Consider the following 23,738-nt stretch of genomic DNA (forward strand, 5'->3'; position numbering starts at 1 on the left):
CTTAGCAAGTTCAGGGCCAGTAGAACCCCCTATACCGGAGCCGCGGACGGGTCGAGGGACTTTTTTTCAAGCCTGGCGCGAGCCCCCCGGATGATGGCCGGAACAGCGGCTGACCCGGCCTCCCCCGAAAATCCAGCGCCGGCTTCAGGGCAAGCTGTGCTGCCAATATCGCGCGTGCCGCTCGCGTTCGCAGGCCACGTCCCCGGGGCGCACGCTGCTCCAGTGCGCGGCGCCGCAGCGGGTGTTCTCGATCAGCCGCCCGCCGCGCTCCAGGTAGCGCGCCGCCACCTCTTGCGCCGGATGGCCGAAGCGGTTGCGGTATCCCGCCTGGACGACCGCGATGCGCGGCTGCACCGCGTCGAGGAACGCCGGGCTCGACGAGGTCTTGCTGCCATGGTGCGGCGCCAGCAGCACGTCGGCGCGCAGCGATTCCGGCGTGCGCGTGACGAGCGCCGCCTCCTGCAGCCGCTCGATGTCGCCGGCCAGCAGCGCCACGGCGCGGCCGCTGTCGATGCGCAGCACGCACGACACCGCATTGGGTTTGGTGAAGCCGCGGTAGTCGGTGTCGAACGGATGCAGCACCTCGAAGCGCACGCCGTCCCAGCTCCAGGCCTGCCCCGCCTCGCAACGCCGCGCCGTCCGCATCGCCTGCAGCGGGTGCGTGGCTTCGATGGAACTCAGCAGCGCGGCCTGCGGCTGCATCGCGAGCACCGCGGGCGCGCCGCCGGTGTGATCGAGGTCGCGATGGCTCAGCACCAGCGTGTCGAGGCGCTCGCCGTACGCCCGCAGCAACGGCACGAGCACGCGATGGCCGGCGTCGCTTTCCAGGCTGTAGCGCGGGCCGGCGTCGTAGAGCAGGCTGTGTGTCGCGGTACGCACGAGCACCGCATTGCCCTGGCCGACGTCGGCAGCAAGCAGTTCGAATTCGCCGGCCGCGGGCCGGGGTGCCTGCCAAAGCAGCACCGGCAGCAGCAACGGAATGCCGAGGGTGCGCAGCGACCAGGGCAGCCGCATGGCCAGCAGTGCGCCGCCGGCCACGCCACAGGCGGCCATCCACCAGGGCGGCGCGGCCACCGACAGCTTGGCATACGGCAGCCCGGCCAGCCATTGCAGCAGCAGCGCCAGCACCTGCACGGCGCGAGCCGCGAGGTCCCACAGCGGCGCCACGGCCACGCCGAGCATCGCCAGCGGCGTGATCACCAGCGTGACCCAGGGGATCGCCACCGCATTGGCCAGCAGACCGATCAGCGAAACCTGCTGGAACAGCAGCAAACTCAACGGCGTGATCGCCAGCGTGATGACCCACTGCTCGCGCAGGAACTGGAGCAGGCGGAAAGACGCGCCGGTCTTCCGCTCGCCGGGCGTCGCGGCATCCGTGGCGAACAGCACGCCCACCGCCACGAAGCTGAGCCAGAAGCCTGCCTGCATCAAGGCCCAGGGATCGAGCCCGACCACCACGGCTGCCGTCAACAGCCACACATGCGGCCAGGGCCAGCGCCGGCCCGTGAGGCGCAGCAGCGCGACCGTCGCCAGCATCCAGACCGTGCGCTGCGAGGGCACGCCCCAGCCGCTGAAGAGTGCATAGAGCGCGGCGAGCAGCACGCCGCCGACCAGCGAGGCCTGCTGGGCGGGCAAGCGCAGCATCAGCCGCGCGCTGCGCCGCCACAGCAGGCCGACGGCGTGCGCGGCCAGCCAGGCGAACATGGTGACGTGCAGGCCGGAGATCGACATCAGGTGCGCCACACCCGTTGCGCGGAAGACGTCCCAGCCCGAGCGGTCGATGGCGCTCTGGTCGCCGGTGACCAGGGCCGCGATCACGCCGGCCTGGGCGCGATCGGGCACGCGTTCGAAGACGGCGTCACGCACGGCTTCGCGTGCGCGCTCGATGGGATGCCGCCACGTAAGCGCAACGAGCGCAGGCGCCGCATCGCGCGCGCCGGTTCGCACATAGCCGCTGGCATGCAGGCCCTGCTCCCACATCCAGAGTTCGCTGTCGAAACCGTGGGGGTTGCGGTTGCCGTGCGGTGCCTTGAGGCGCACCGTCAAGCGCCATCGCTCGCCGGCGTGGAGGGAGCCAACGGTGCTGGCCAGCGGCGTGCGACTTTCAGAAGCTCGGTCCCACAAGCCGGAGCCTTCCGAATACCAGCCGAGGGCAATGCGATCAGGCACGGTGGGCCGACCCTCCGCAGCCGGGTCGGCCCAGCCCGCAGATTCGACATCCAGACGGAACCGCGTCCCGCCCTCGCTGCGCTGGGGCATCTCCGACACGACACCGGTGACCTGCAGGTCGCGCCCTTCGAGCGCCGGGTCCAGCGCGCCGCTCGCGTAGACGGCGGCGCGCCATCCCGCAAGCCCCGCACCCGCCATTGCGCCGTACACCAGCGAGGCGATCAGCAGCCACCGGCCCGACAGGCGCCGCCACCAAAAGCCGGCCACGGCCGCGAGCAGCAAGCCGGAATAGACCGATGTTTGCCAAAGCCCCGCCTGCTGCAACTGCAGGACCGCACCGAGCAGCGAACCGCCCAGCGCCACGAACACCCACGATCTGCCCGCGGCGGTGCCGGACGCGCCAAACGGCGTCAACGAGAAACTCCCGAAGCCATGATGCAAACCCTCCCCAAAGTCACGCTCAGTGGCGCGTTAATTGCTTTGCAACTGGGCTAGTATGCGTCTCACAAGAGACATCTTTTCGATGCAATCTCGCAGCACTGCACATAAAAACGCATGTCCATTCACGCCGCTCTCCACCACGTCACCCACTACAAATACGACCGCCCGGTGCAGTTGGGCCCACAGGTCGTGCGCTTGCGTCCCGCCCCGCATTGCCGCAGCAACGTGATCTCGTACTCGCTGCGGGTCGAGCCGGCCGAGCACTTCGTCAACTGGATGCAGGACCCGTTCGCCAACTACCAAGCGCGGCTGGTGTTCCCCGAGAAGACGCGCGAGTTCAAGGTCACGGTCGACCTCGTGGTCGAGATGGCGGTCTACAACCCGTTCGACTTCTTCCTCGAGCCGCAGGCGGAGAACTTCCCTTTCAAGTACACGCAGTCGCAGGCCGAGGAGCTCGCGCCCTACCTCGTCACCGAAACGCCCACGCCGCTGCTCCAGGCCTACCTCGACAAGATCGAGCGCAAGGAGCAGCGCACCATCGACTTCCTGGTCGGCATCAACCAGCAGGTGCAGCAGGACGTCAACTACCTGATCCGCATGGAGCCCGGCGTGCAGACGCCGGAAGAAACGCTCGCCAGCGGCAGCGGCTCCTGCCGCGACTCGGGCTGGCTGCTGGTGCAGCTTCTGCGCCACTGCGGACTGGCCGCGCGCTTCGTCTCGGGCTACCTGATCCAGCTCACGCCCGACGTGAAGGCGCTCGACGGCCCGAGCGGCACCACGGTCGACTTCACCGACCTGCACGCCTGGTGCGAGGTGTTCCTGCCGGGCGCCGGCTGGATCGGCCTCGACGCCACCTCGGGCCTGCTGGCCGGCGAAGGCCACATTCCGCTGGCCTGCACGCCCACGCCTTCGAGCGCCGCGCCCATCGAGGGCGGCGTGGACGAATCCGAGGTCGAATTCGGCCATGAAATGAAGGTCACGCGCATCTACGAATCGCCGCGCGTCACCAAGCCCTACACCGAAGAGCAATGGTCCGAAGTGCTGGCGCTCGGCGATGCCGTCGATGCGCGCCTGAAGGCCGGCGACGTGCGCCTCACGATGGGCGGCGAGCCCACCTACGTGGCCACCAGCGACCGCGACGCGCCCGAATGGAATACCGATGCGCTCGGCCCCACGAAGCGCGGCTACGCCACCGAACTGGTCCACAAGCTGCGCGCCGAGTACGGCAAGGGCGGCTTCCTGCATTTCGGCCAGGGCAAGTGGTACCCGGGCGAGCAGCTGCCGCGTTGGGCGCTGTCGATCTTCTGGCGCGCCGACGGCCAGACGCTGTGGCACGACCCCGAGCTGTTCGCCGACGAGCGCTTTCCCACGCAGTACACGAGCGAGGACGCGCGCCGCTTCACGACCGTGCTGGCGCACAAGCTCGGGCTGACCGAGCGCTACATCCAGCCCGGCTACGAAGACATCTACTACTACCTCTGGCGCGAACGCCGCCTGCCGGTGAACGTCGACCCTTTCGAGTCGAAGCTCGACGACGAACTCGAACGCGTGCGCCTGCGCCGCGTGTTCACGCAGAAGCTCGACGCGGTGATCGGCTACATGCTGCCGATCGAGCCCGGCAATGCAGATGGCGATGCACCCGCGCTCGCCGGCCCCGGCTGGAAGACCGGCCCCTGGTTCCTGCGCGACGACCGGCTCTACCTGATCCCGGGCGACTCGCCCATGGGCTACCGCCTGCCGCTCGACTCGCAGCCGTGGGCCAGCAAGGGCGACTACCCCTACCTGATCGAGCGCGACCCGACCGCGCCGCGCGGCGTGCTGCCGAGCGCCGCTGCCTACCGGGCGCGCTATGCCGTGGCGGCAAGCGGTGCGGAGGGTGACCGCGGCGCCGTACCCTACGCCTTCGGCACGCCGCCCGTCGTGCCGGCCTCGCTGCGCATGCAGGCGCCGGGCAGTGCAGGCGAAGGCGACGCAGCCACGGCCGCCGACGATGCGGACTACAAGTCGTCCACCACGACGCGCCACCCGCTGCGCGGCGAATCGGCCCACTGGGTCACGCGCACCGCGCTGTGCGTCGAAGTGCGCGACCCGCGCCGCGCCAATGGCCCCGCAGCCGAGAAGAAGGGCAATGCCTCCGGCGTGCTCTACGTCTTCATGCCGCCGCTCGCGCGCCTGGAGGACTACCTCGACCTCGTCGCGGCCGTCGAAGCCACCGCGCGCGAGCTGGGCGTGCGCATCGTGATGGAAGGCTATCCGCCGCCGCGCGATCCGCGCCTGAAGATGCTGGCCGTCACGCCCGACCCGGGCGTGATCGAAGTCAACATCCACCCGGCGCACAACTGGAAGGAGCTGGTCGATCACACCGAGTTCCTCTACAACGCTGCGTTCGAAACCCACCTGTCGGCCGAGAAGTTCATGACCGACGGCCGCCACACCGGCACCGGCGGCGGCAACCACTTCGTGATGGGCGGCGCCACGCCGGCCGACAGCCCCTTCCTGCGCCGGCCCGAGCTGCTGGCCAGCCTGCTGCTGTACTGGCACAACCACCCGTCGCTGAGCTATTTGTTCTCCGGCATGTTCATCGGCCCGACCAGCCAGGCGCCGCGCGTGGACGAGGCGCGCAACGACCAGGTCTACGAGCTGGAAATCGCGCTGAAAGAGATCGCGAAGAACCGCGAGATCTACGGCGCCAACATGCCCGCATGGCTGGTCGACCGCACGCTGCGCAACATCCTGATCGACGTCTCGGGCAACACGCACCGCAGCGAGTTCTGCATCGACAAGCTCTACTCGCCCGACTCGAGCACCGGCCGCCTCGGCCTGCTGGAGTTGCGCGCCTTCGAGATGCCGCCGCATGCGCGCATGAGCATCGCGCAGCAACTGCTGATCCGCGCGCTGGTCGCCCGCTTCTGGGACGAGCCCTACAAGGCCCCCGTCACGCGCTGGGGCACTGAGCTGCACGACCGCTTCCTGCTGCCGACCTTCGTGAAGATGGACTTCGACGACGTCATCAGCGAGATGCGCCAGGCCGGCTACGCCTTCGATGCCGACTGGTTCGCGCCGCATTTCGAGTTCCGCTTCCCGCTCGTGGGCCAGATGCAGGCGATGGGCGTGGAGCTGTCGCTGCGCAACGCGCTCGAGCCGTGGCACGTGATGGGCGAGGAAGGCTCGGCCGGCGGCACGGTGCGCTATGTCGATTCGTCGCTCGAGCGCATCGAGGTGCGCGTGACCGGCCTGAACGAAAGCCGCCACGTCGTCACCGTCAACGGCAAGGTGCTGCCGCTGCAGCCCACCGGCGTCACCGGCGAATTCGTGGCCGGTGTGCGCTACAAGGCCTGGAACCCGCCCTCGGCGCTGCACCCGAGCATCGGCGCGCATGCGCCGCTGACCTTCGACCTGGTCGACACCTGGATGAAGCGCTCGCTGGGCGGCTGCCAGTACTTCGTCGCCCACCCGGGTGGGCGCAACTACGACACCTTCCCGGTCAACGCCTACGAGGCCGAAAGCCGCCGCCACTCGCGCTTCACCCGCACCGGCCACACGCCCGGGCTCATGCGCACGCCCCCGGCGACCATCGAGCTGCCGGGCAGCCGCGAATTCCCGTTCACGCTGGACCTGCGGCGGTAAGGGGTCATTCGGCACGCTGCCAGAACGGACACCCCGTGACGGCAGTGTGACAATCCACCCCTGTGGAACCTTTGAACGAATCCCTGTTCGACGCCGAGGCGCTGGAGTTTCCAGCGGCCCTGGCGTCGGCGCTCGCCCCTCCGGCCCTGCCCGGTCATTTCGATGAACTGCGTGGAGAGGCCACGGCGGCAGCGCCCGTGCGGCCGGCGGCGGGAGCCGTGCCTCCCGCTGCCCCGCTGCTCTATGACACTGCCGGGGAACGGCCGGTGTCGCCCGGCCAGTCTCAATCGCAGTCTCAATCCCAGACGCAAACGCAGACACAGGCCGCGCCCGGCGAACAACCGCCGCTCACGCCCGCCTGGAACGCCTTCTTCGACCAACTCGGCCCCGACGGCTTCAACGACCTGCCCCGGCGCGCGGCCAGCCTCGAGCGCCAGATCCGCGATAACGGCGTCACCTACAACGTGTACGCCGACGCCAACGGCCCGCAGCGGCCGTGGTCGCTCGACCTGTTCCCGCTGATCGTCTCGCCCGAAAGCTGGAGCCAGATCGAGGCCGGCGTGCTGCAGCGCGTGCGCGTGCTCGACCGCGTGATGGCCGACGTCTACGGTCCGCAGCAGCTGCTGGCCGAAGGGCTCATTCCGCCGGCGCTGGTGCGCGGCCACCCCGGCTACCTGCGCGCGCTGCACGGCGTGAAGCCGCCGGGCGACACCTGGCTGCACATCGCGGCCTTCGACCTCGCGCGCGGCCCCGACGGCAATTGGTGGGTGGTCTCGCAGCGCACCCAGGCGCCCTCGGGCCTGGGCTACCTGCTCGAAAACCGCCTCGCCATCACGCGGCAGTTTCCGCAGGCCTTCGAGGCGCTGCACGTGCAGCGACTGGCCGCCACCTACAGCGCCATGATGGAAGGCCTGCAGCACATGTGCCCAGCCGGCGTGCCGCCGCACATCGCGCTGCTCACGCCGGGCCCGTACAACGAAACCTACTTCGAGCACGCGTACCTCGCGCGCTATCTGGGCCTGACGCTGGTCGAGGGCAGCGACCTCACGGTGCGCGACCAGCGGCTGTACCTCAAGACGCTGCAGGGCCTGCGCCCGGTGCACGGCCTCATCAAGCGGCTCGACGACCAGTTCCTCGACCCGCTGGAGCTGCGCCCCGATTCCACGCTCGGCGTGCCCGGCCTGCTGCAGGCCATTCGCGCCGGCAATGTGCTGGTGGCCAACATGCCGGGCTCGGCGTTCCTCGAATCGCCCGCGCTGCTCGGCTTCCTGCCGGGGCTGGCGCGCCGCCTGATCGGCGAGAAGCTCAAGCTGCCCGCGCTGCCCACCTGGTGGTGCGGCGAGCGCGCCGCGCTCGAATCGGTGCTGCCGCAACTGGCCGACTGCGCCATCAAGCCCACCTACCCCGGCTCCGACGGCCAGACCAGCTTCGACGCCGTGCTCGGCAGCCAGCTCGGCCGGCGCGAGCTCGACGAATGGGCCGGCCGCATCGTGCGCGAGGGCGACGCCCACACCGTGCAAAGCTACCTGCCGCTGTCGCAGATGCCCACCTGGGCCAACGACATGGGCCCGGGCCACATCGCGCCGCGCGCGGTGCTGCTGCGCGTGTTCGCGGTGAGCGACGGCGCGCAGTCGTGGCGCGTGCTGCCAGGCGGCCTGGCCCGGCTCGCGGGACCCGACGCGCAGATCGCTTCGATGCAGCGCGGCGGCAGCAGCGCCGACGTGTGGGTGCAGACCTACGGCGAAGTCGACCGCACCACGCTGCTGCAGCCGCACGCCACGCCGGCTTCGCTCGCGCGGCACCGCGCCCCCGTCACCAGCCGCGCCGCCGAGAACATGTTCTGGCTCGGCCGCTATACCGAACGCGCCGAGAACGCGGTGCGCCTCGCGCGCCTCACGCTCAACCTGCTGGGCGGCGAAGACCAGTCCTCGCGCCCGCTGCTCGAATGGCTGCACCGCATGGCGCTGCGCAATGCGCTGGTGCCGGCCGAGGCGCCGAGCGCGCCGAAGTCGCGCCGCGTGTTCGAACGCGCGCTGATCGCCGAGCTCGGCGACGTGGAGCGCGGCGGCAGCGTCGGCTTCAGCCTGATGTGCATCCGGCAGGCCGCAGCCGCCGTGCGCGAACGCCTGTCGCAGGACAACTGGAACCAGATCGTGCGCGCCGAGGCCGACTTCCTGCGCCGCGCGGCCGAGCAGGCCGGCGAAGGCAGCTTTGCCACTGGTGCCGCGCTGCGCGCCCTCGAATCCGCCAGCACCGCGCTGGCCGCCATGACCGGTGCGCAGACCGATCGCATGACGCGCGACGATGCCTGGCGCCTGCTGTCCATCGGCCGCCACATCGAACGCCTGGGCTTTTTGTCGAACGCGCTGGAGGCCGGCTTCGAGAACGGCGCCGTGCACGAGGTCGGCGGCTTCGAGGCGATGGTGGCGCTGTTCGACAGCACCATCACCTTCCATGCCCGCTACCAGCAGCGCCGCGATGTCGCCACGATGGTCGACCTGCTGGTGCTCGACGCCGAGAACCCGCGCTCGCTCGCATGGGTCACGCAGACCCTGCGCGGGCGCATCGCGCGGCTGGCCGGCAGCGCGCCCGGCAAGCTGACCGCGCTGTCGTACGAGTTGTCCGACCCGGCCGGCTGGACGCTCGAACACCTCTGCGCCGCGGGACCTGGAGCCAACTATCCGGCCCTCGTCGAGCTGCTCGCCAACTGCGAGACGGCCGCCTACCATGTGTCGGACGCCATCGGCACACGCTACTTCACGCTGACATCCGAATCCCTGCGCTCAGTCGGCGCTTGATTCCCAGACAACAACAGTTCCAGGAGGCATCACCATGTCAGGCATCGCCATCAACCGCCGCTTCGCGCTTGCCGCCACCAGCCTGTGCGTGGCCTTTGCCATCGCCGCCTGCAGCAAGCAGGAATCCACCACACCAACCGGCACAAGCGCCCCGCCGGCACCGGCCGCCGCGCGCGTGCTCGTGGTCGGCACCGACGCCGCCTACACGCCCTTCGAATCGCAGAACGACAAGGGCGAGATCGTGGGCTTCGACATCGACGTGGTGAAGGCGGTGGCGCAGAAGGCGGGACTCGAGGTGAAGTTCGTCAACACGCCGTGGGAAGGCATCTTCAATGCGCTCGACCAGGGCGACCGCGACCTGCTGGTGTCGGCCATCACCATCACCGACGAGCGCCGCCAGACCATGGACTTCTCGCAGCCCTACTTCGACGCCCGGCAACTGATCGCCGTGAAGAGCGACTCGCCCGTCGCGAAATTCGAGGACATCAAGGACATGAAGGTCGGCGTTCAGAACGGCACCACCGGCGACGAGGTCGTGGGCAAGCTGCTGGGCAAGTCGAGCACCGCCATCAAGCGCTTCGAATCGACGCCGCTCGCGCTCAAGGAACTCGAGGCCGGCGGCGTGCAGGCCGTGGTGGCAGACAACGGCGTGGTGGTGCACTACATCGCGAACAACACCGAGGGCGGTTTCAAGACCGTGAGCGACGCAGGCTTTCCGGTCGAGAAATACGGCATTGCCGTGAAGAAGGGCAACGCCGAACTGCTGGCCAGGATCAACCAGGGCCTCGAAGGCATCCGGGCCGACGGCACCTACGCGAAGATCTACGCTTCGCACTTCGGCGCCGAGGCCAAGTAGACCCACGCAACAGGCACTGTCGATCATGCTGCTTCACGTCACCCACGAAACGCGCTACGAGTACTCGCCGCCGGTCGAGACCGCGCAGCACCTCGCCCACCTGAAGCCGCTGGCCACCGATTCGCAGCGGCTCGTGAGCCACCGGCTTGCCATCGAGCCGGCGCCTGCGCAGCGCAACGAACTGGCCGACCTGTACGGCAACACGCGCGCCTTCTTCGCGCTCGAAGCCACGCACGGCCGGCTCGTCGTCACGGCCGAGAGCGTGGTCGAAACCTCGGCGCCCGTGCTGTCGCCCGCCGTGGCGCGCGAACTGCCGTGGGAGGCCGTGCGCGAGCGCTTCCGCTTCCGCAAGGACGCCACCTTCGACGCGGCCTCGGAGTTCGTCTTTCCGTCGCCCTACGTGCCGCGCCACGATGACTTTGCGGCCTATGCGCGCGCCAGCTTCGTGCCCGGCCGTCCCACCTTCGACGTGGCGATGGACCTCACCGAGCGGATGTACGAAGACTTCGCATACGACGCCGACAGCACCGAGATCAACACCCCCGCCGTCGACGCCCTCGCGCAGCGCAAGGGCGTGTGCCAGGACTTCGCCCACATCATGATCGCGTGCTTCCGCACCCTGGGCCTGCCCGCGCGCTACGTCAGCGGCTATCTGCTGACGCAGCCGCCGCCCGGCCAGCCCCGGCTGGTGGGCGCCGATGCGTCGCACGCCTGGGTGTCGGTGTACTTGCCCGGAAAGGGCGACGGCGACGGTCCCGAGAGCGCGGGCGGCTGGGCCGATTTCGACCCCACCAACGGCCGCCAGCCGGGCGAGGACTACGTCACGCTCGCCATCGGCCGCGACTATTCCGACGTGTCGCCGATGCGCGGCGTACTCCATGGCGGCGCCAGGCACACGCTGCGGGTCGGCGTGACCGTGCAGCCCGTGGGGGAAGTGGTCGAGAGCCTGCCGCAAACACAGACACAATCGCCTTCCCAAGACAAGGAGTCTCCATGAGCGTTTACGACAAACTTTCCAGCCTCGGCATCACCCTGCCCCCGGTCGCCGCCCCTGCGGCCGCCTACGTGCCCTTCGTGCAGACCGGCAATCTTGTGTTCCTCTCGGGCCACATCGCGAAGAAAGACGGCAAAGTCTGGACCGGCCAGCTCGGCGCCAACATCAGCACCGAGGAAGGCAAGCAGGCCGCACGCGCCATCGCCATCGACCTGCTCGGCACGCTGCACGCGGCCGTGGGCGACCTGAACAAGGTCAAGCGCATCGTCAAGGTGATGAGCCTCGTGAACTCGGTCGGCACCTTCACCGAACAGCACCTCGTGACCAACGGCGCGAGCGAATTCTTCGCTGAAGTCTTCGGCCCAGAAAAGGGCTCGCATGCACGCAGCGCCTTCGGTGTGGCTCAGGTGCCGATGGGGGCCTGCGTGGAGATCGATCTGATCGCCGAAGTCGGCTGACCTGCCTCCACCCCGGTCGGCAACTCACGCCGGGCCGAGCGGGCAGCACGACGCTAGAGCGCCCGCGACGAACCCCGCACCACCAGCTCCCCAGGCAGCAGCAGTTGCCGCGGCGCCGCATCCAGTCCCCGCAGCCGCTCGATCAGGCAGGTAGCGGCGGTACGGCCGATGGCATCGGTGGGCTGGGCCACCGTGCTCAGGCCAGGGCCGATGAGCGAAGCCCATTCCGGATCGTCGAAGCCGACAAAGCCCAGGTCGGTGCCGAACTGCCAGCCCAGCCGCGCCATCGCCTGCGCAATGCGCAGCGTGACCACCGCATTGCCCGCGACCACGGCCGCACGTCGGCCGCGTCTGGCGCGCTGGCGCAAGGCGCGCAGAGCCTCGTCGAGCGCATCGCTCTCACCCTCGACCGATTCGAACACCTCGCCGGCCACGCGTGGCTCATGCGCAGCCACGCAGGCGCCGAACGCTGCCGTGCGTTCGCGCCGCGAGCTCACGCCTTTCTGCGGCTCCGTGACGTAGAGCAGATCGCGGTAGCCGCCTTCGACCAGGTGGCCGCAGGTGGCCGTCATCGCGGCAGGGTTGTCAAGCGAGACGAAGTCCGTGTGCATGCCCGCGTGGCGGCGGTCGACCAGCACCGCCGGCTTGCCGTGCAGCGTGACCGCATCGACCACGTTGCTGCCTCGGCCCAGCGTGTTGAGGATGAAGCCGTCGACCTGGTAGCCCGCCAGCGCATCGATGGCTTCGCGCTCGCGTTCGCTCTCGTTGCCAAGGTTGAACAGCATCACGAGGTAACCGGCGTCCTGGCAGGCCTTCTCGGCGCCGCGCAGCACCGCGACGGAATACGGGTTGGTGATGTCGGCCACGATCAGGCCGATGAGGCGCGAACGGCCATGGCTCAGGGCCTGCGCCATCGGGCTCGGCGAATAGGCCAGCGCGGCGATAGCGACTTCGACTCGCGCGGCGATGTCGGGGCTCAGCAGGCGCTCGCGGTGATTGAGGAAGCGCGAGACGGTGGCCTTGGAGACGCCGGCCGCCGCGGCGACGTCGGCGATGGTGGCGCGGCCCGCGGGCTTCATGCGCGGCTCTCGCTCCCTCTCCCCWWGGGGAGAGGGAGCAAGACACTGACATCATGCCGCCGCCGTGTCGTACGGCGCCGTCGGCTTCTCCCCGGCCAGCACCTGTAGCAGATTGGTCGTCGCCAGCTCCGCCATCGCGTGCCGGGTCTCGTGCGTGGCCGAGCCGATGTGCGGCAGCGGCGTCACGCGCGGGTGCGTGCGCAGCGGCGACTCGGCTGGCAGCGGCTCCTTCGCGAACACGTCGAGGCCGGCAGCGCGCAGCGTGCCGTGGTCGAGGGCGTGCAACAGCGCGTCTTCGTTCACGGTCGCGCCTCGGCCGCCGTTGATGAACGAGGCACCGGGCTTCATGCGCGCGAAGAAGGCCGCGTCGATCACGCCGCGCGTCGCGTCGGTCAGCGGCAGCATCGCGAGCACGATGTCGGCGCGCGCGAGCAGATCGTCGAGCGGCGTGTGCGTGGCACGGCCATGCAGTTCGGGCGCCTGCGCGGCCAGGTCGACCGCGCGGCGCGAGTGGTACAGCACCGGCATGCCGAAACCCAGTGCGGCGCGCCTCGCCACGGCCTGCCCGATACGGCCGAAGCCCAGGATGCCCAGCGTCTTGCCATGCACGTCGGTGCCGAAGAGCTCTTCGCCGATGTTCCTGATCCAGCGGCCTTCGCGCACGAGATTCGAGAGTTCGACCACGCGGCGCTGCGTGGCCATGAGGATCGCGAACACAGTGTCGGCCACCGTCTCGGTCAGCACGTCGGGGGTGTGGCACAGCACGATGCCGCGCTTGTGCATTTCGGCCAGCGGGTAATTGTCGACACCGACCGACACGCTCGAAATGACTTGCAGCTGCGGCGCCGCATCGAGCAGCGCGGCATCGACCGTATGGCTCGATCCGATCAACCCGTGCGCGGTGCGCAGTGCGGCGGCGAATGCCTCGGGCTCCTTGCGCGGATCGGCCTCGGTGACGTGGTGCGCGGCCTGCAGACGCGCCAGCTGGTCTTCAGGCAGCGGCCGGAAGACGAGAATGTTCTTCTTCTGGGTCATGGTCATCAGAGCCCCGCTTCTTCGAGTTGCGCCCGCGTCGGCAGGCCTTCGGTATCGCCCAGCACCTGAACGGCTCGCGCGCCGATCCACGCGCCGCGGCGCACGGCATCGGGCACGCTGCGGCCTTCGAGCAGCGCGCTCACCACGCCGGCCGCGAAGCCGTCGCCCGCGCCCACGGTGTCGATCACTTCCTTCACCGGGAAGCCGTCGACGCGGCCGGTGCCGGCCACGTCGCTGTCGTAGTAGGCGCCCTCGGCGCCGAGCTTGACGACCACCAGCTTCGCGCCGCGTTCGCGATAGAACTTCGCGACGTCCTCGGGCTTGTCGTGGCCCGTGAGCAGCAGGCCCTCTTCGATGCCGGGCAGCACCCAGTCGGCGCGCGAGGCGAGTTCGTTGACCCAGTGGCGCATGGTCTCGGTGGACGACCACAGCGTCGGGCGCAGGTTGGTGTCGAAGGAGATGGTGCGGCCCGCGGCGCGCATCACGTCCATGGTCTTCAGCGCGGCCTGCAGGCTGGTGTCGGAGATGGCGGCGAACACGCCGGTGGCGTGCAGGTGCCGCGCCGAGCGCAGCCATGCTTCGTCGACGTCGGCCGGGCCCATGTGGCTCGCGGCCGAGCCCTTGCGGTGGTATTCGATCGGCGGGTCGCTGCCGTCGGTGACGCGGCCCTTGAATTGGAAGCCGGTGCGCTGCGTCGCATCGGTGATCACGTGCGAGCAGTCGATGCCTTCGGCGCGCATCGCGGCCAGCAGCGCGCGGCCCATCGAGTCGGTGCCGAGCCGGCTGGCCCAGCCGACCTTGAGGTCCAGGCGCGAGAGGCCGATGGCCACGTTGGTCTCGGCGCCGGCGGTGCGCTTGTGGAACGACTGGGCATTTTCCAGCGGACCGGGCCGATCGGCCACGAGCAGCAGCATGGCTTCGCCGAACAGGGCGACGTCGAAAGCGGTTGGTTCTGTCATGTGTATGTCTCTCGATCTACGTGCGCGCGGCGCGGATGAAATCGATCTGCGCGCGGGTAACGGCCAGCAGGTCGTCGCCTGCAAGAGGGTATTCGATGGCATGCGGAACGTCAGCCGGCAATGCACGCAGCACCGCGCGCCACGGCGCGGCCGATTCGCCCAGCGGCACCGCCACCCACTTGTGCGGCAGGCGCTGCACGCCCTTGCAATGCACGTAGCGCACGCGGTGGCTCAGCGCCTGCGCCGCCTGCAGCGGGCATTCACCGAGCCAGTGCCAGTTGCCCATGTCGAAGGTCATGCCGAGCGGCACGCCGGCGCGGTCGGCCACGTCGAAGAAGGTCTGCAGCGCGGGCAGCGTGCCGGCGCGCACGGTCTGGTCGTTCTCGATGAGCAGTTCGACGCGGGTTTCGGCCAGTTCCACCTTCAGGCCCCAGAGCGAGCCGTGCGAGGAGGCCTGGAAGTCGCCGATGGACATCTTGAGCCGCCTGGCACCCACGCGCGTGGCCGCGGCGATGCCGCGCTTGAGCGCAGCGCTGTCGAGCCAGCCACCCTGGGCCCACAGGCCCTCGGGGCTGGAGTACACGGAAGCGGGCCCGTTCAGCGCGGGCAGTTCGGCCTCGGCGTCGCGCAGCATTTCGCCGCGCACTTCCACCGAATCGGCGCCAGCCGCCAACGCCAGCTGCGAGCACCAGAGCTGGCCATGCCGCCCCACCTCGGCCGCACCGAAGGACGACAGAGAAATCAGAACGGAAAAGGACATTCAGTGGGCTTGGTGGGAGCTGAGGATCTGGCCGAGGAACTGGCGCGTGCGCTCGTCCTTGGGGTTGCCGAAGAACTCTTCCGGTGGCGCTTGTTCGACGATCTTTCCTTCGGCCATGAAGATCACGCGGTCGGCCACGCTGCGGGCAAAGCCCATCTCGTGGGTCACGCAAAGCATGGTCATGCCGTCTTCGGCGAGGCCGATCATGGTGTCGAGCACTTCCTTGACCATCTCTGGGTCGAGCGCGGAAGTGGGCTCGTCGAACAGCATGATCTTGGGCGCCATGCACAGCGCGCGCGCGATCGCCACGCGCTGCTGCTGGCCGCCGGAGAGCTGGCTAGGGTACTTGCCGGCCTGCTCGGGAATGCGCACGCGCGTGAGGTACTTCATGGCCACCTCTTCGGCTTGCGCCTTCGTCATGCCGCGCGAGCGCATCGGCGCGAGCGTGCAGTTCTCGAGGATGGTGAGGTGCGGGAACAGGTTGAACTGCTGGAACACCATGCCGACTTCGGCACGCACGGCATCCACGTTCTTGCCGCCGGCCGTGAGGTCGATGCCGTCGACCACGATGCGGCCCTTCTGCACCGTCTCGAGCCGGTTGATGCAGCGGATGAGCGTGGACTTGCCCGAGCCCGACGGCCCGCAGATCACGATGCGCTCGCCCTGGCGCACCGACAGGTCGATGCCGGTCAACACCTGGAATTCACCGTACCACTTGTTGACCGCTTCCATGCGGATGATCGATTCCGTCGTCATGCCAGGATTCCTTCAGCCTCGGGGGTTGTTCACTGCATCTTGGGCAGATCGGCCTGCAGCCACTTTTGATAGAGCTTGTTCAGCTCGCCGTTGGCGGTGTTCTTCTGCACGAAGTCATTCACCGCCTTGTGCAGTTCTTCCTGGCCCGGACGCATCGCGATGCCCATCGATTGCTGCACCAGCGTGAACTTGTTTTCGTAGGTGCCGGCGGGCACGCGCTTGGCGATCTGCGCCGCCACGGTCACCGAGCAGCCGATGGCATCGACCTGGCCCGAGATCAGCGCCTGCATGGCCGAGGCGTCGTCGTCGAAGCGGCGGATTTCGGTGCCTTCGGGCGCGGCCTTGGTCACGGCAACGTCCTGCGTCGAGGCGCGGGCCACGCCCACGCGCAGGCCCTTCAGGTCGCCTGCCGCCTTGATGGAGGTCTTGGTCGCGCCATACAGCACGATGGTCGCGGCCGCGTAAGGCTGTGAGAACTGCACCTGCTTCGAACGTTCGGGCGTGATGGCCAGCGAGGCGACCAGCAGGTCGACCTTGTTGGTCAGCAGGAACGGGATGCGGTTGGGGCCCGTGACCGGCACGATGTTGGCCTTGACGCCCCAGTCCTTCGCAAGCAGCTTGGCCACGTCGGCGTCGTAGCCGTCGGGCTGGTTCTTCGCGTCGGTGGTGCCGTAAGGCGGGAAGTCGACCAGCATGCCGATGGTGATCTCGCCCTTCTTCTTGATGTCGGCCACCGACTGTGCCGAGGCGAAGGGTGCGAACACGGTGAGGGCGGCGCCGAGGCCCAGCGCGGCGAGCGCGGCACGGCGTGTGGTGATACGGGTCATGGGTGTGTCTCCTGAATAAAGAAAGGAAGCGACGAGAAAGAGAAAGCGGAAGGGGTCAGCGGGCAAGCGCCCGGGCGCGGCGGCGCTCCATGCGCGCGGCCAGCAGCGACAGCGGCCAGCAGATCGCGAAGTAGATGGCCGCCACCACCGAGAACACGATGAGCGGCTGGAAGGTGGCGTTGTTGACGATCTGCCCGGCGCGCGTGACTTCGACAAAACCGATGATGGCCGCGAGCGACGTCCCCTTGATGATCTGCACCACGTAGCCCACCGTGGGCGCCAGTGCAATCTTCAGCGCCTGCGGCAGCACCACGTCGCGCATGCGTGCGCTGTACTTGAGGCTCAGCGCCTCGGCGGCTTCCCACTGGCCGCGCGGAATGGCTTCGATGCAGCCGCGCCAGATCTCGCCGAGGAAAGCGGCGCTGTTCAGGATGAGCGCGACACCGGCAGCCACCCACGGATTGATGTCCAGCCCCAGCACCGGCGCGCCGAAGAACACCAGGAACAGCTGCAGCAGCAGCGGCGTGCCCTGGAAGATCTGGATGAAAGTGGTCGATACGCCGCGCGCCCACGTCGACTGCGACGTGCGCATCAACGCGACGATGAGCCCCAGGATCGCGCCGCCCACGAAGGCGATGGCCGACAGCGCAAGCGTCCACTTGGCCGCTTCGAGGATGAAAAGGAATTCGGGGAAGCCGAAGGTGCGCATGGTGTTGTCTCCGTCCGTCGTTTCCTACCGGCGGTCCGGGTAGTTGAGCGTTCGCCTGTAGATCAGCTTGAACATCGCCGAGAAGGCCAGCGCCAGCGCGAGGTAGATCGCAGCCACGACGATGTAGATCTCGAAGCTGCGGAAGGTCTGCGACTGCAGGTTGGCGGCCACCGAAGTCAGGTCGTCGGCCGAGATGACCGACACCACGGCCGAGCTCAGCATCAGCAGGATGAACTGGCTCGTGAGCGCCGGGTAGATGGCCTTCAGCGCGGGCTTGATGATGACGAAGCGGAAGATTTCCCAGGGCTTGAGGTTGAGCGCCCTGCCCGCCTCGATCTGCCCCTTGGGAATCGACTCGATGCCCGCGCGGATGATCTCGGTCGCATAGGCGCCGAGGTTTACCACCATCGCCACCAGCGCGGCCGTCTGCGGCGACCAGCGCAGCCCGATGGCCGGCAGCGCGAAGAAGAAAAAGAACAGCTGCACGAGGAACGGCGTGTTGCGGATCACCTCGATGTAGGCATTGACGATGAAGCGCAGCCAGCCCGGCCCCGAGGTCTTGCCCCAGGCGCAGAAGATGGCGACCACGAGGCCGAGCACCGTGGCTACGAGCGAAAGCTGGACCGTGATCCACGTGCCCTTGAGCAGCAACGGCCAGGCGGCGAAGACGGCGTCGAATTGAAACTGGTAGTTCATGAAGGGCGAACCCGGAAGGTGCGCGCGTGGCGCGTGCATGCCTCGAAAGCAATGCTTGCAGCTTATCTGAAACCGGTTTCACGATTGCCTAGGGATTCCCCTAGGTGGCCGTTTTGTCTCGCCTTCTGCCTACACTGAGCGATGCTGAACCCACCCGCGGCCACCCTGTCCACCGAGGCGAGTTCGCCCGCTCCCGGCGCTCCCGTCGTGCAGCATTTCCGCCAGGCCCTGCTCTGGCCCTTGCGGCTGGTGCCTGCACCCGACGCCAAGCCCTCGCAGCACGGCCCATGGCAGGTGCTGCGCGAGATGGGCGATGCCTCGCCATGGCGCGAAGAAGTCGACGAATACACCGGCGACAGCAGCCGCTTCCACGAGCGGCACTACAACGAGTTCGTGAGTTTCCTGCCGTACGTGCAGCGCTTTCTCTACGGCGAGGGCCGCTCGCGGAACGGCAGCGGCGACGGCCCGGCCTCCGGCAACGACGGCGATTCGCCGATGCGCATCTTCCGCCGCCACGACATCGCGTCGGTGCGCATGGTGGCCCGCGCGGGCGACGCGCCCGTCACGCTCGACGTGGTGCATTGCGACCTCTACTTCTTCTTCGACATCGACGTGGTCATGGTGAACCTCGAGGTCGGGGCCGACCACCTGAGCCTCGCGCAGGCCCAGGAGATCCTCTACCGCTTCGGCCGTGCCTACCCCTCCGGCTGGGAACCCGATGGTTCGGCGTTGCATTGCATGGCGAGCGTCGAATGGCTGGGTGCCGACGGCCGCGTGCTCGCGAGCTCCGATGCGCAGCAGCGCGAGAGCTTTCTCTCGCACGTGGCGCAGCACCGCGCGCCGCGCATCGCCGCGCACTGGGCCTACCTGATGCAGCCGCTGGTGAGCGATCATTCGGAAGACCCCGGCGTGCTGCGCTACCGGCAGATCGAGTACTACCGCATGCCCGTCATGGCCTACCTGTCGATGGACGATCCGCGCCGCCTCACGCGCGACGACTTCGTGCGGCTCGCCCTCGTTACCGGCGCGGGCACCACCGACGCGCACCTGCCCTACGCCGACCACCACCTCGCCGACTTCGAGCACAAGTACTGCTACGACCGCTTCTGGGTCAACGCCGGCGCAGCACCCAACACGCGCTACCTGTGCAACGGCCACGCCCTCATCGTGGTGGGCGATGCGCACTCCGAGTTCTTCTGCTGTCGCGACCGCGGCGTGCTCGCGCAGTTCAGGCACCAGCACTTCCTGCTGTTCCTCATCGCGCATTTCCAGAAGGCCTCGCTGCTGATGTTCTCCGACCAGCTGGTGGAGGCGCTCAAGCGGCTCGACATCCGCAGCACGCCGAGCGTGAAGCAGTTCAAGCGCGCGATCCGCGCGAGCTTCGAGCGCTTCCTGCGCTTCACGCACCGCTACTGGTTCCACGAGATCTCGGAACAGGCGCAGGTGCGCGCGCTGTCGCACATGTGCGCCACGCACCTCGGGCTCGACCCGCTCTACGACGAGGTCAAGGCGCGCATCGCCGACATGAACACATATCTCGACGCCGACAGCCTGCGCCGGCAAGCCAGCACCGTGGTGCGCCTCACGGTGGTCACGCTGTTCGGCCTGATCGGCACCATCACCACCGGCTTCCTCGGCATGAACCTGCTGGCCGAGGCCGACGCGCCGCTGTGGCGCAAGGCGCTGTGGTTCGGCGTGGTGTTCGTCGCGACGACCTGGCTCACGATCTACACGATGGTGAAATCGCAGCGGCTGTCGGACTTCATCGACGCGCTGTCGAACGACAGGCTTGGCTTCAAGGGGAAGATGGCCGCGCTGGCGCGGGTGTGGCGGCCCGGCGCCGACTGATCAGAACGCGATGTCGGCGCTGTCCACCGCGCCGATCGGCACCCCGAAGCTCGTGATGTCCGACAGCGTGGCGTTGTGGTGCGCGCGAATCTGCGCGCCCGTGGCGTGCGGCTTGTCGTGCGAAGTGTGGGCATCGGCCGCGAGCACCACGTGGTAGCCCAGTGCGGCGGCACGGCGCACGGTGGTGTCGACGCAGAACTCCGACGAATAGCCGCAGACCACCACGCGCTCGACGCCATGCTCCGACAGCCAGGCTTCGAGCGGCGTGCGCAGGAAGGAGTCGGGCGTGGTCTTGCGGATTCGGGCGTCGCGCGAATCGGTGTTCAGCGCGCCGGCGAGTTGCCAGCGCTCGGAGTCGAACTCCAGGTCGATGGCGTTCTCGTGCTGGATGAAGGCCACGGGCACGCCGGCCGCGCGGGCGCGTTCGGTGAGCGCGTTGATGCGCTGCATCACCTCCTCGGCCTCATGGGGGCGCGGCGGTTCGTCGCAAAGGCCACGTTGGACGTCGATGACGAGGACGGCAGTGTTCATGCGTCCATCGTAGCCGCTCCCCTCAGTCCCAGGCACTCACTTCGAGCCGTACTTTCCCGCTGATGCCGGGCGCCGCCGGTGCGGCGCCAAGGCTCGACAGCGGCACCATGAACTGCAGCTTGCCGCCGGCCAGCTGCTTCGGGCTCATCGGCAGCGAGGCCTGCCCTGCCGTGTCGGTCTGCCAGCCGTACTTGACGTTCCAGTTCTGCGCCGGATCGCCGGCCGCAGGCGGCGCGATCTCGATGACCAGCGTGTCGCGGAACAGCGAGCTGCCTTCGTAGTGGCCGTCGAGCCAGAACTTGTTGTTGACCTGGTAGTCGGGCACGCGCACGCCCAGCGTCATGGCATAGGCCAGCGTCGGGCGGTCCTGCTTCACGCGAGCCCTGTTGGCGAGGAACACGGTGGAAAGGTAGATCGACCGGCGATCCGCCTTGGCCGGGTCGGTCAGTTCCTTGTGCGTGCGGCAGGCGGGTGAGTCTTCCTCGGCCACGCGCCGGCTCAGGTACCAGCGCTTGCCGCGCGGTGCGGCGAGCAGCTCGACTTGGTAGAGCGCATCGACGTCGGCGCCCTTGGGCAGGTCGGGCGGCAACGTGACGCCCTCGACGTCGAACCAGAGGTCGACCCGCACGTCGCCGAACAGGAAGCGCACGAGGTTCTGGTAGGCCTCTTCGGAATTGACGATGCCGAAAAAGCCCGAGTGCGAGCGGTAGGTGTAGGCGGTGGCCACCGGCTGCGTCTTGCCCGCCGCATCGGAGGACCAGAGCGAGGCGTTCTCGATGCGCACCAGCCCGTCGCTGCCGTGGCCCGCGAACATGCGCGACAGGCCCTTGGCGCTTTCGTAGTCGCCGCGGTTGGTGCCGACCATGCAGAAGAAGCGCTCGGCCGGAAAGGCCGCGGCCGGCAACCAGTCCATGCGGCCATCGACCGGCGGCGTGGCCAGGAACTCCGACATCTTCTCGCGGTTGAAGGTGTTCATCTCGTTCGCGGTGAGCCAGGCCGGCACGTTGATGCCGCCCATGTCGATGCCGTTGTGCGGCGTGGCATAGGTGAACACCTTGTCGACGCACGCGCGCGCGGCCGCGTCGCCGAGCTCGGGGTTCTGCAGGAAGGCGCGCACCACCAGCCCGCCCATCGAGTGCGCGACGAGGTAGCAGCGGAAATCAGCAGGCGAGGAGCCGGGCCCTTCGCGCAGCGCCACGAGGTCGCGCACTCGCAGGATCAACTGGCTCAGGCCTTGCGCGTACACCTTGATGTTCCTGGCCCGGCCGTCGCCGAGCAGTTCGGAGCCCGAGTCGTAGTAGCGGTAGATGATGACCGAGGCCGACGGAATGCCGTCGACGTCCTTGCCGCTCTCGTCGGGCGAGGGCTTCCAGTCGGGGTCGAGGATGTCCAGGCCGTTCTGGTAGACGCTCTGGTACTGGAAGTCGGCCAGCAGCCGCACCATGGGCGACTCGAAGACGAACTTCTGCGCCGGTGCTTCCTTCTTGACGGTGGCGCGATACACGGTAGAGCCGATGTTGAAACCGCAGAACGGATCGGCGGCGGTGTCGTCGCGCTCCGCCTCTGTCATGGCGTAGCCGCGCACGTAGATGATGGGATAGCGATTGCTGCTCATGGGTCTGCCACTCGTTCCTTGGGTCGATGAAGACTTTCAGTTTGCCGAGGGGCGATGGGGGGCGCCATATCGCGCATGGCATAGGACTGTTCGTTGTTTCGGGGCGCGCTCACGCCGACGGGGTGCCTTGCTCCGCGAATGTCCCCCGCTTCGCTCCTCCTTTATTTCGCTGCGCAAGGCACCCCATCGGCGTGAGCGTTTTCAGAGCAGTCGTTGATCAGCGGTACACCAGCAGCGTGCCCTGTGCACAGGACACCGGGTACTCCCCGCAGCGAAATAAAGGAGGAGCGAAGCGGGGGACATTCGCGGAGGGGAGTACCCGGTGGCCTGTGCACGCACCCCGAACAAGAGCGTCAATTACCCCCGTTCCCCAAATGTTTCTACGGCTGAAACCATTGAAACGCGCATCGTCGCTAGTCTCGCGCCATCCGACAAACACAATCCAGAAGGCACTCCCATGGCTGACGATTCAAGCTCGCAGGGCTCCTACCTGCCTCAGCTGCTGCGCCGCGGCACCGCATTGGCGGCCGCAGGCTGCGCGTTCGTGGCGGGATGCGGCGCCGCCGGCAGTGGCGAAACGCGCTACGACAACTCGCCGCAATTCCGCGACGGCGGCTTCCACAACATGGCCAACCCCGACCTGCCGGCCCAGGCCAGCGCATGGCGCATCTGGTCGCGCTTCATCGTGGGCAGCAAGGTCGACACCGTGCCGATCGATGCGATCCCCGTGCAGGCGCTGGACCGCAGCGCGCTCGATGCGCTCGACACCAAGGCCAACCACGTGGTGCGCCTCGGCCACTCGTCGCATCTGCTGAAGCTGCGCGGCAAGTACTGGCTGATCGACCCGGTGTTCAGCGACCGTGCATCGCCGGTGCAGTGGGCCGGGCCGAAGCGCTTTCACCAGCCGCCGATCGCGCTCGAACAGCTGCCGCCGATAGAGGGTGTGATCCTTTCGCACGACCACTACGACCACCTCGACGTGGCGACCATCGAATACCTCTCGAAGAGCGTGCAGCACTACTTCGTGCCGCTCGGCGTCCGCGCGCGGCTCGTGGTGATGGGCGTGCCAGCCGAGCGCGTGAGCGAGCTCGACTGGTGGCAAACCGGCGAACACGACGGCGTGAAGCTCACCGCAACGCCTGCGCAGCATTTCTCGGGCCGCACGCTGGGCGACCGCGACCGCACGCTATGGGCCTCATGGGTGGTGCAGAGTGGCGACCAGCGCCTGTTCTACAGCGGGGACTCGGGCTACTTCCCCGGCTTCAAGCAGATCGGCGAACGCTTCGGCGGCTTCGACATCGCGCTGATGGAAAACGGCGCCTACGACAGCATGTGGCCCGCCGTGCACATGACGCCCGAGCAAAGCGTGCAGGCCTTCGAGGACCTGCGCGGCAAGGTGTTCTTCTCGGTGCACAACAGCACCTTCGACCTTTCCTTCCACACTTGGCATGACCCGCTGGACCGCATCGCGGACCTGGCGGAGGCAAAGAAGATCGAGCTGGCGACGCCGGTGATCGGGGAGGTGGTGACGGTGGGACAGGCACGGACCAATGCGCGCTGGTGGCAGGGCCTGCGCTAGC

General features: G+C 68.3%; 18 protein-coding genes. 7 read left to right on the forward strand and 11 right to left on the reverse strand.

The features are described from left to right. Positions 1-144: 144 nt before the first annotated feature. Positions 145-2,583, reverse strand: a complete 2,439-nt coding sequence (locus tag ASC92_RS23270) for a DNA internalization-related competence protein ComEC/Rec2 (protein WP_056520494.1) — start codon at positions 2,581-2,583, stop codon at positions 145-147. Between the two features lie 141 nt (positions 2,584-2,724). Between ASC92_RS23270 and ASC92_RS23275 the strand changes: the two genes are divergently transcribed. From ASC92_RS23275 to ASC92_RS23295, 5 genes are all read left to right on the forward strand, one after another. Next, a complete protein-coding gene (locus tag ASC92_RS23275) occupies positions 2,725-6,237 on the forward strand; it encodes a DUF2126 domain-containing protein (RefSeq protein WP_056520496.1) in 3,513 nt (1,170 codons plus the stop codon). Positions 6,238-6,299: 62 nt separating this feature from the next. Continuing rightward, complete coding sequence (locus tag ASC92_RS23280; protein WP_056520498.1) at positions 6,300-9,035, forward strand: circularly permuted type 2 ATP-grasp protein; 2,736 nt, start codon at positions 6,300-6,302, stop codon at positions 9,033-9,035. A gap of 34 nt (positions 9,036-9,069) precedes the next feature. Beyond that, a complete protein-coding gene (locus ASC92_RS23285; protein ID WP_056520501.1) occupies positions 9,070-9,891 on the forward strand; it encodes a basic amino acid ABC transporter substrate-binding protein in 822 nt (273 codons plus the stop codon). A gap of 25 nt (positions 9,892-9,916) precedes the next feature. Beyond that, positions 9,917-10,888, forward strand: coding sequence for a transglutaminase family protein (locus ASC92_RS23290; protein ID WP_056520503.1), 972 nt, complete (start codon positions 9,917-9,919; stop codon positions 10,886-10,888). Continuing rightward, entirely contained in the window at positions 10,885-11,343 is a 459-nt protein-coding gene (locus ASC92_RS23295; RefSeq protein ID WP_056520505.1) for a RidA family protein, read from the forward strand. The genes ASC92_RS23290 and ASC92_RS23295 overlap by 4 nt, the downstream gene beginning before the upstream one ends. Positions 11,344-11,396: 53 nt before the next feature. On the opposite strand, the gene ASC92_RS23300 is transcribed toward ASC92_RS23295, so the two are convergent. Genes ASC92_RS23300 through ASC92_RS23335 form a run of 8 tightly spaced genes read right to left on the reverse strand, consistent with a single transcriptional unit; the run spans position 11,397 to position 18,164 of the window. Continuing rightward, positions 11,397-12,422, reverse strand: coding sequence for a substrate-binding domain-containing protein (locus ASC92_RS23300; protein WP_056520507.1), 1,026 nt, complete (start codon positions 12,420-12,422; stop codon positions 11,397-11,399). Positions 12,423-12,473: 51 nt separating this feature from the next. Next, the gene (locus ASC92_RS23305) at positions 12,474-13,463 is read right to left on the reverse strand and encodes a 2-hydroxyacid dehydrogenase (RefSeq protein ID WP_056520509.1); all 990 of its coding nucleotides are present in this window, start codon (positions 13,461-13,463) and stop codon (positions 12,474-12,476) included. Further along, positions 13,463-14,416, reverse strand: a complete 954-nt coding sequence (locus ASC92_RS23310) for a sugar kinase (RefSeq protein ID WP_056520511.1) — start codon at positions 14,414-14,416, stop codon at positions 13,463-13,465. The genes ASC92_RS23305 and ASC92_RS23310 overlap by 1 nt, the downstream gene beginning before the upstream one ends. A 16-nt stretch (positions 14,417-14,432) precedes the next feature. Continuing rightward, on the reverse strand, positions 14,433-15,176 hold the full coding sequence (locus tag ASC92_RS23315) for a sugar phosphate isomerase/epimerase family protein (RefSeq protein WP_056520513.1): 744 nt from the start codon (positions 15,174-15,176) through the stop codon (positions 14,433-14,435). Beyond that, positions 15,177-15,932 carry an amino acid ABC transporter ATP-binding protein gene (locus ASC92_RS23320; RefSeq protein WP_056520516.1) on the reverse strand — a complete coding sequence of 252 codons (756 nt, stop codon included), beginning with the start codon at positions 15,930-15,932 and terminating at the stop codon, positions 15,177-15,179. It abuts the gene before it with no gap. 29 nt (positions 15,933-15,961) lie between these two features. Then, entirely contained in the window at positions 15,962-16,759 is a 798-nt protein-coding gene (locus ASC92_RS23325) for a transporter substrate-binding domain-containing protein (protein WP_056520518.1), read from the reverse strand. 55 nt (positions 16,760-16,814) lie between these two features. Further along, on the reverse strand, positions 16,815-17,468 hold the full coding sequence (locus ASC92_RS23330; RefSeq protein ID WP_056520519.1) for an amino acid ABC transporter permease: 654 nt from the start codon (positions 17,466-17,468) through the stop codon (positions 16,815-16,817). Positions 17,469-17,492: 24 nt separating this feature from the next. Continuing rightward, positions 17,493-18,164: an amino acid ABC transporter permease gene (locus ASC92_RS23335; protein ID WP_056520960.1), complete on the reverse strand. Its 672-nt coding sequence runs from the start codon at positions 18,162-18,164 to the stop codon at positions 17,493-17,495. 141 nt (positions 18,165-18,305) lie between these two features. Here ASC92_RS23335 and ASC92_RS23340 point away from each other — a divergent pair, with 141 nt between their 5' ends. Beyond that, positions 18,306-20,012 carry a hypothetical protein gene (locus ASC92_RS23340; RefSeq protein ID WP_056520521.1) on the forward strand — a complete coding sequence of 569 codons (1,707 nt, stop codon included), beginning with the start codon at positions 18,306-18,308 and terminating at the stop codon, positions 20,010-20,012. Here ASC92_RS23340 and ASC92_RS23345 read toward each other — a convergent pair whose 3' ends face one another. Both ASC92_RS23345 and ASC92_RS23350 read right to left on the reverse strand, forming a co-directional pair. Then, complete coding sequence (locus ASC92_RS23345; RefSeq protein WP_056520523.1) at positions 20,013-20,543, reverse strand: cysteine hydrolase family protein; 531 nt, start codon at positions 20,541-20,543, stop codon at positions 20,013-20,015. A gap of 22 nt (positions 20,544-20,565) precedes the next feature. Beyond that, complete coding sequence (locus ASC92_RS23350; protein WP_056520525.1) at positions 20,566-22,158, reverse strand: esterase/lipase family protein; 1,593 nt, start codon at positions 22,156-22,158, stop codon at positions 20,566-20,568. Positions 22,159-22,615: 457 nt separating this feature from the next. Here ASC92_RS23350 and ASC92_RS23355 point away from each other — a divergent pair, with 457 nt between their 5' ends. Then, a complete protein-coding gene (locus ASC92_RS23355) occupies positions 22,616-23,737 on the forward strand; it encodes an MBL fold metallo-hydrolase (protein WP_056520527.1) in 1,122 nt (373 codons plus the stop codon). Position 23,738: the final 1 nt, after the last annotated feature.

The sequence above is a fragment of the Variovorax sp. Root411 genome (genome assembly GCF_001425205.1).
In the GTDB taxonomy this organism is placed as follows: Bacteria; Pseudomonadota; Gammaproteobacteria; order Burkholderiales; family Burkholderiaceae_C; genus Variovorax.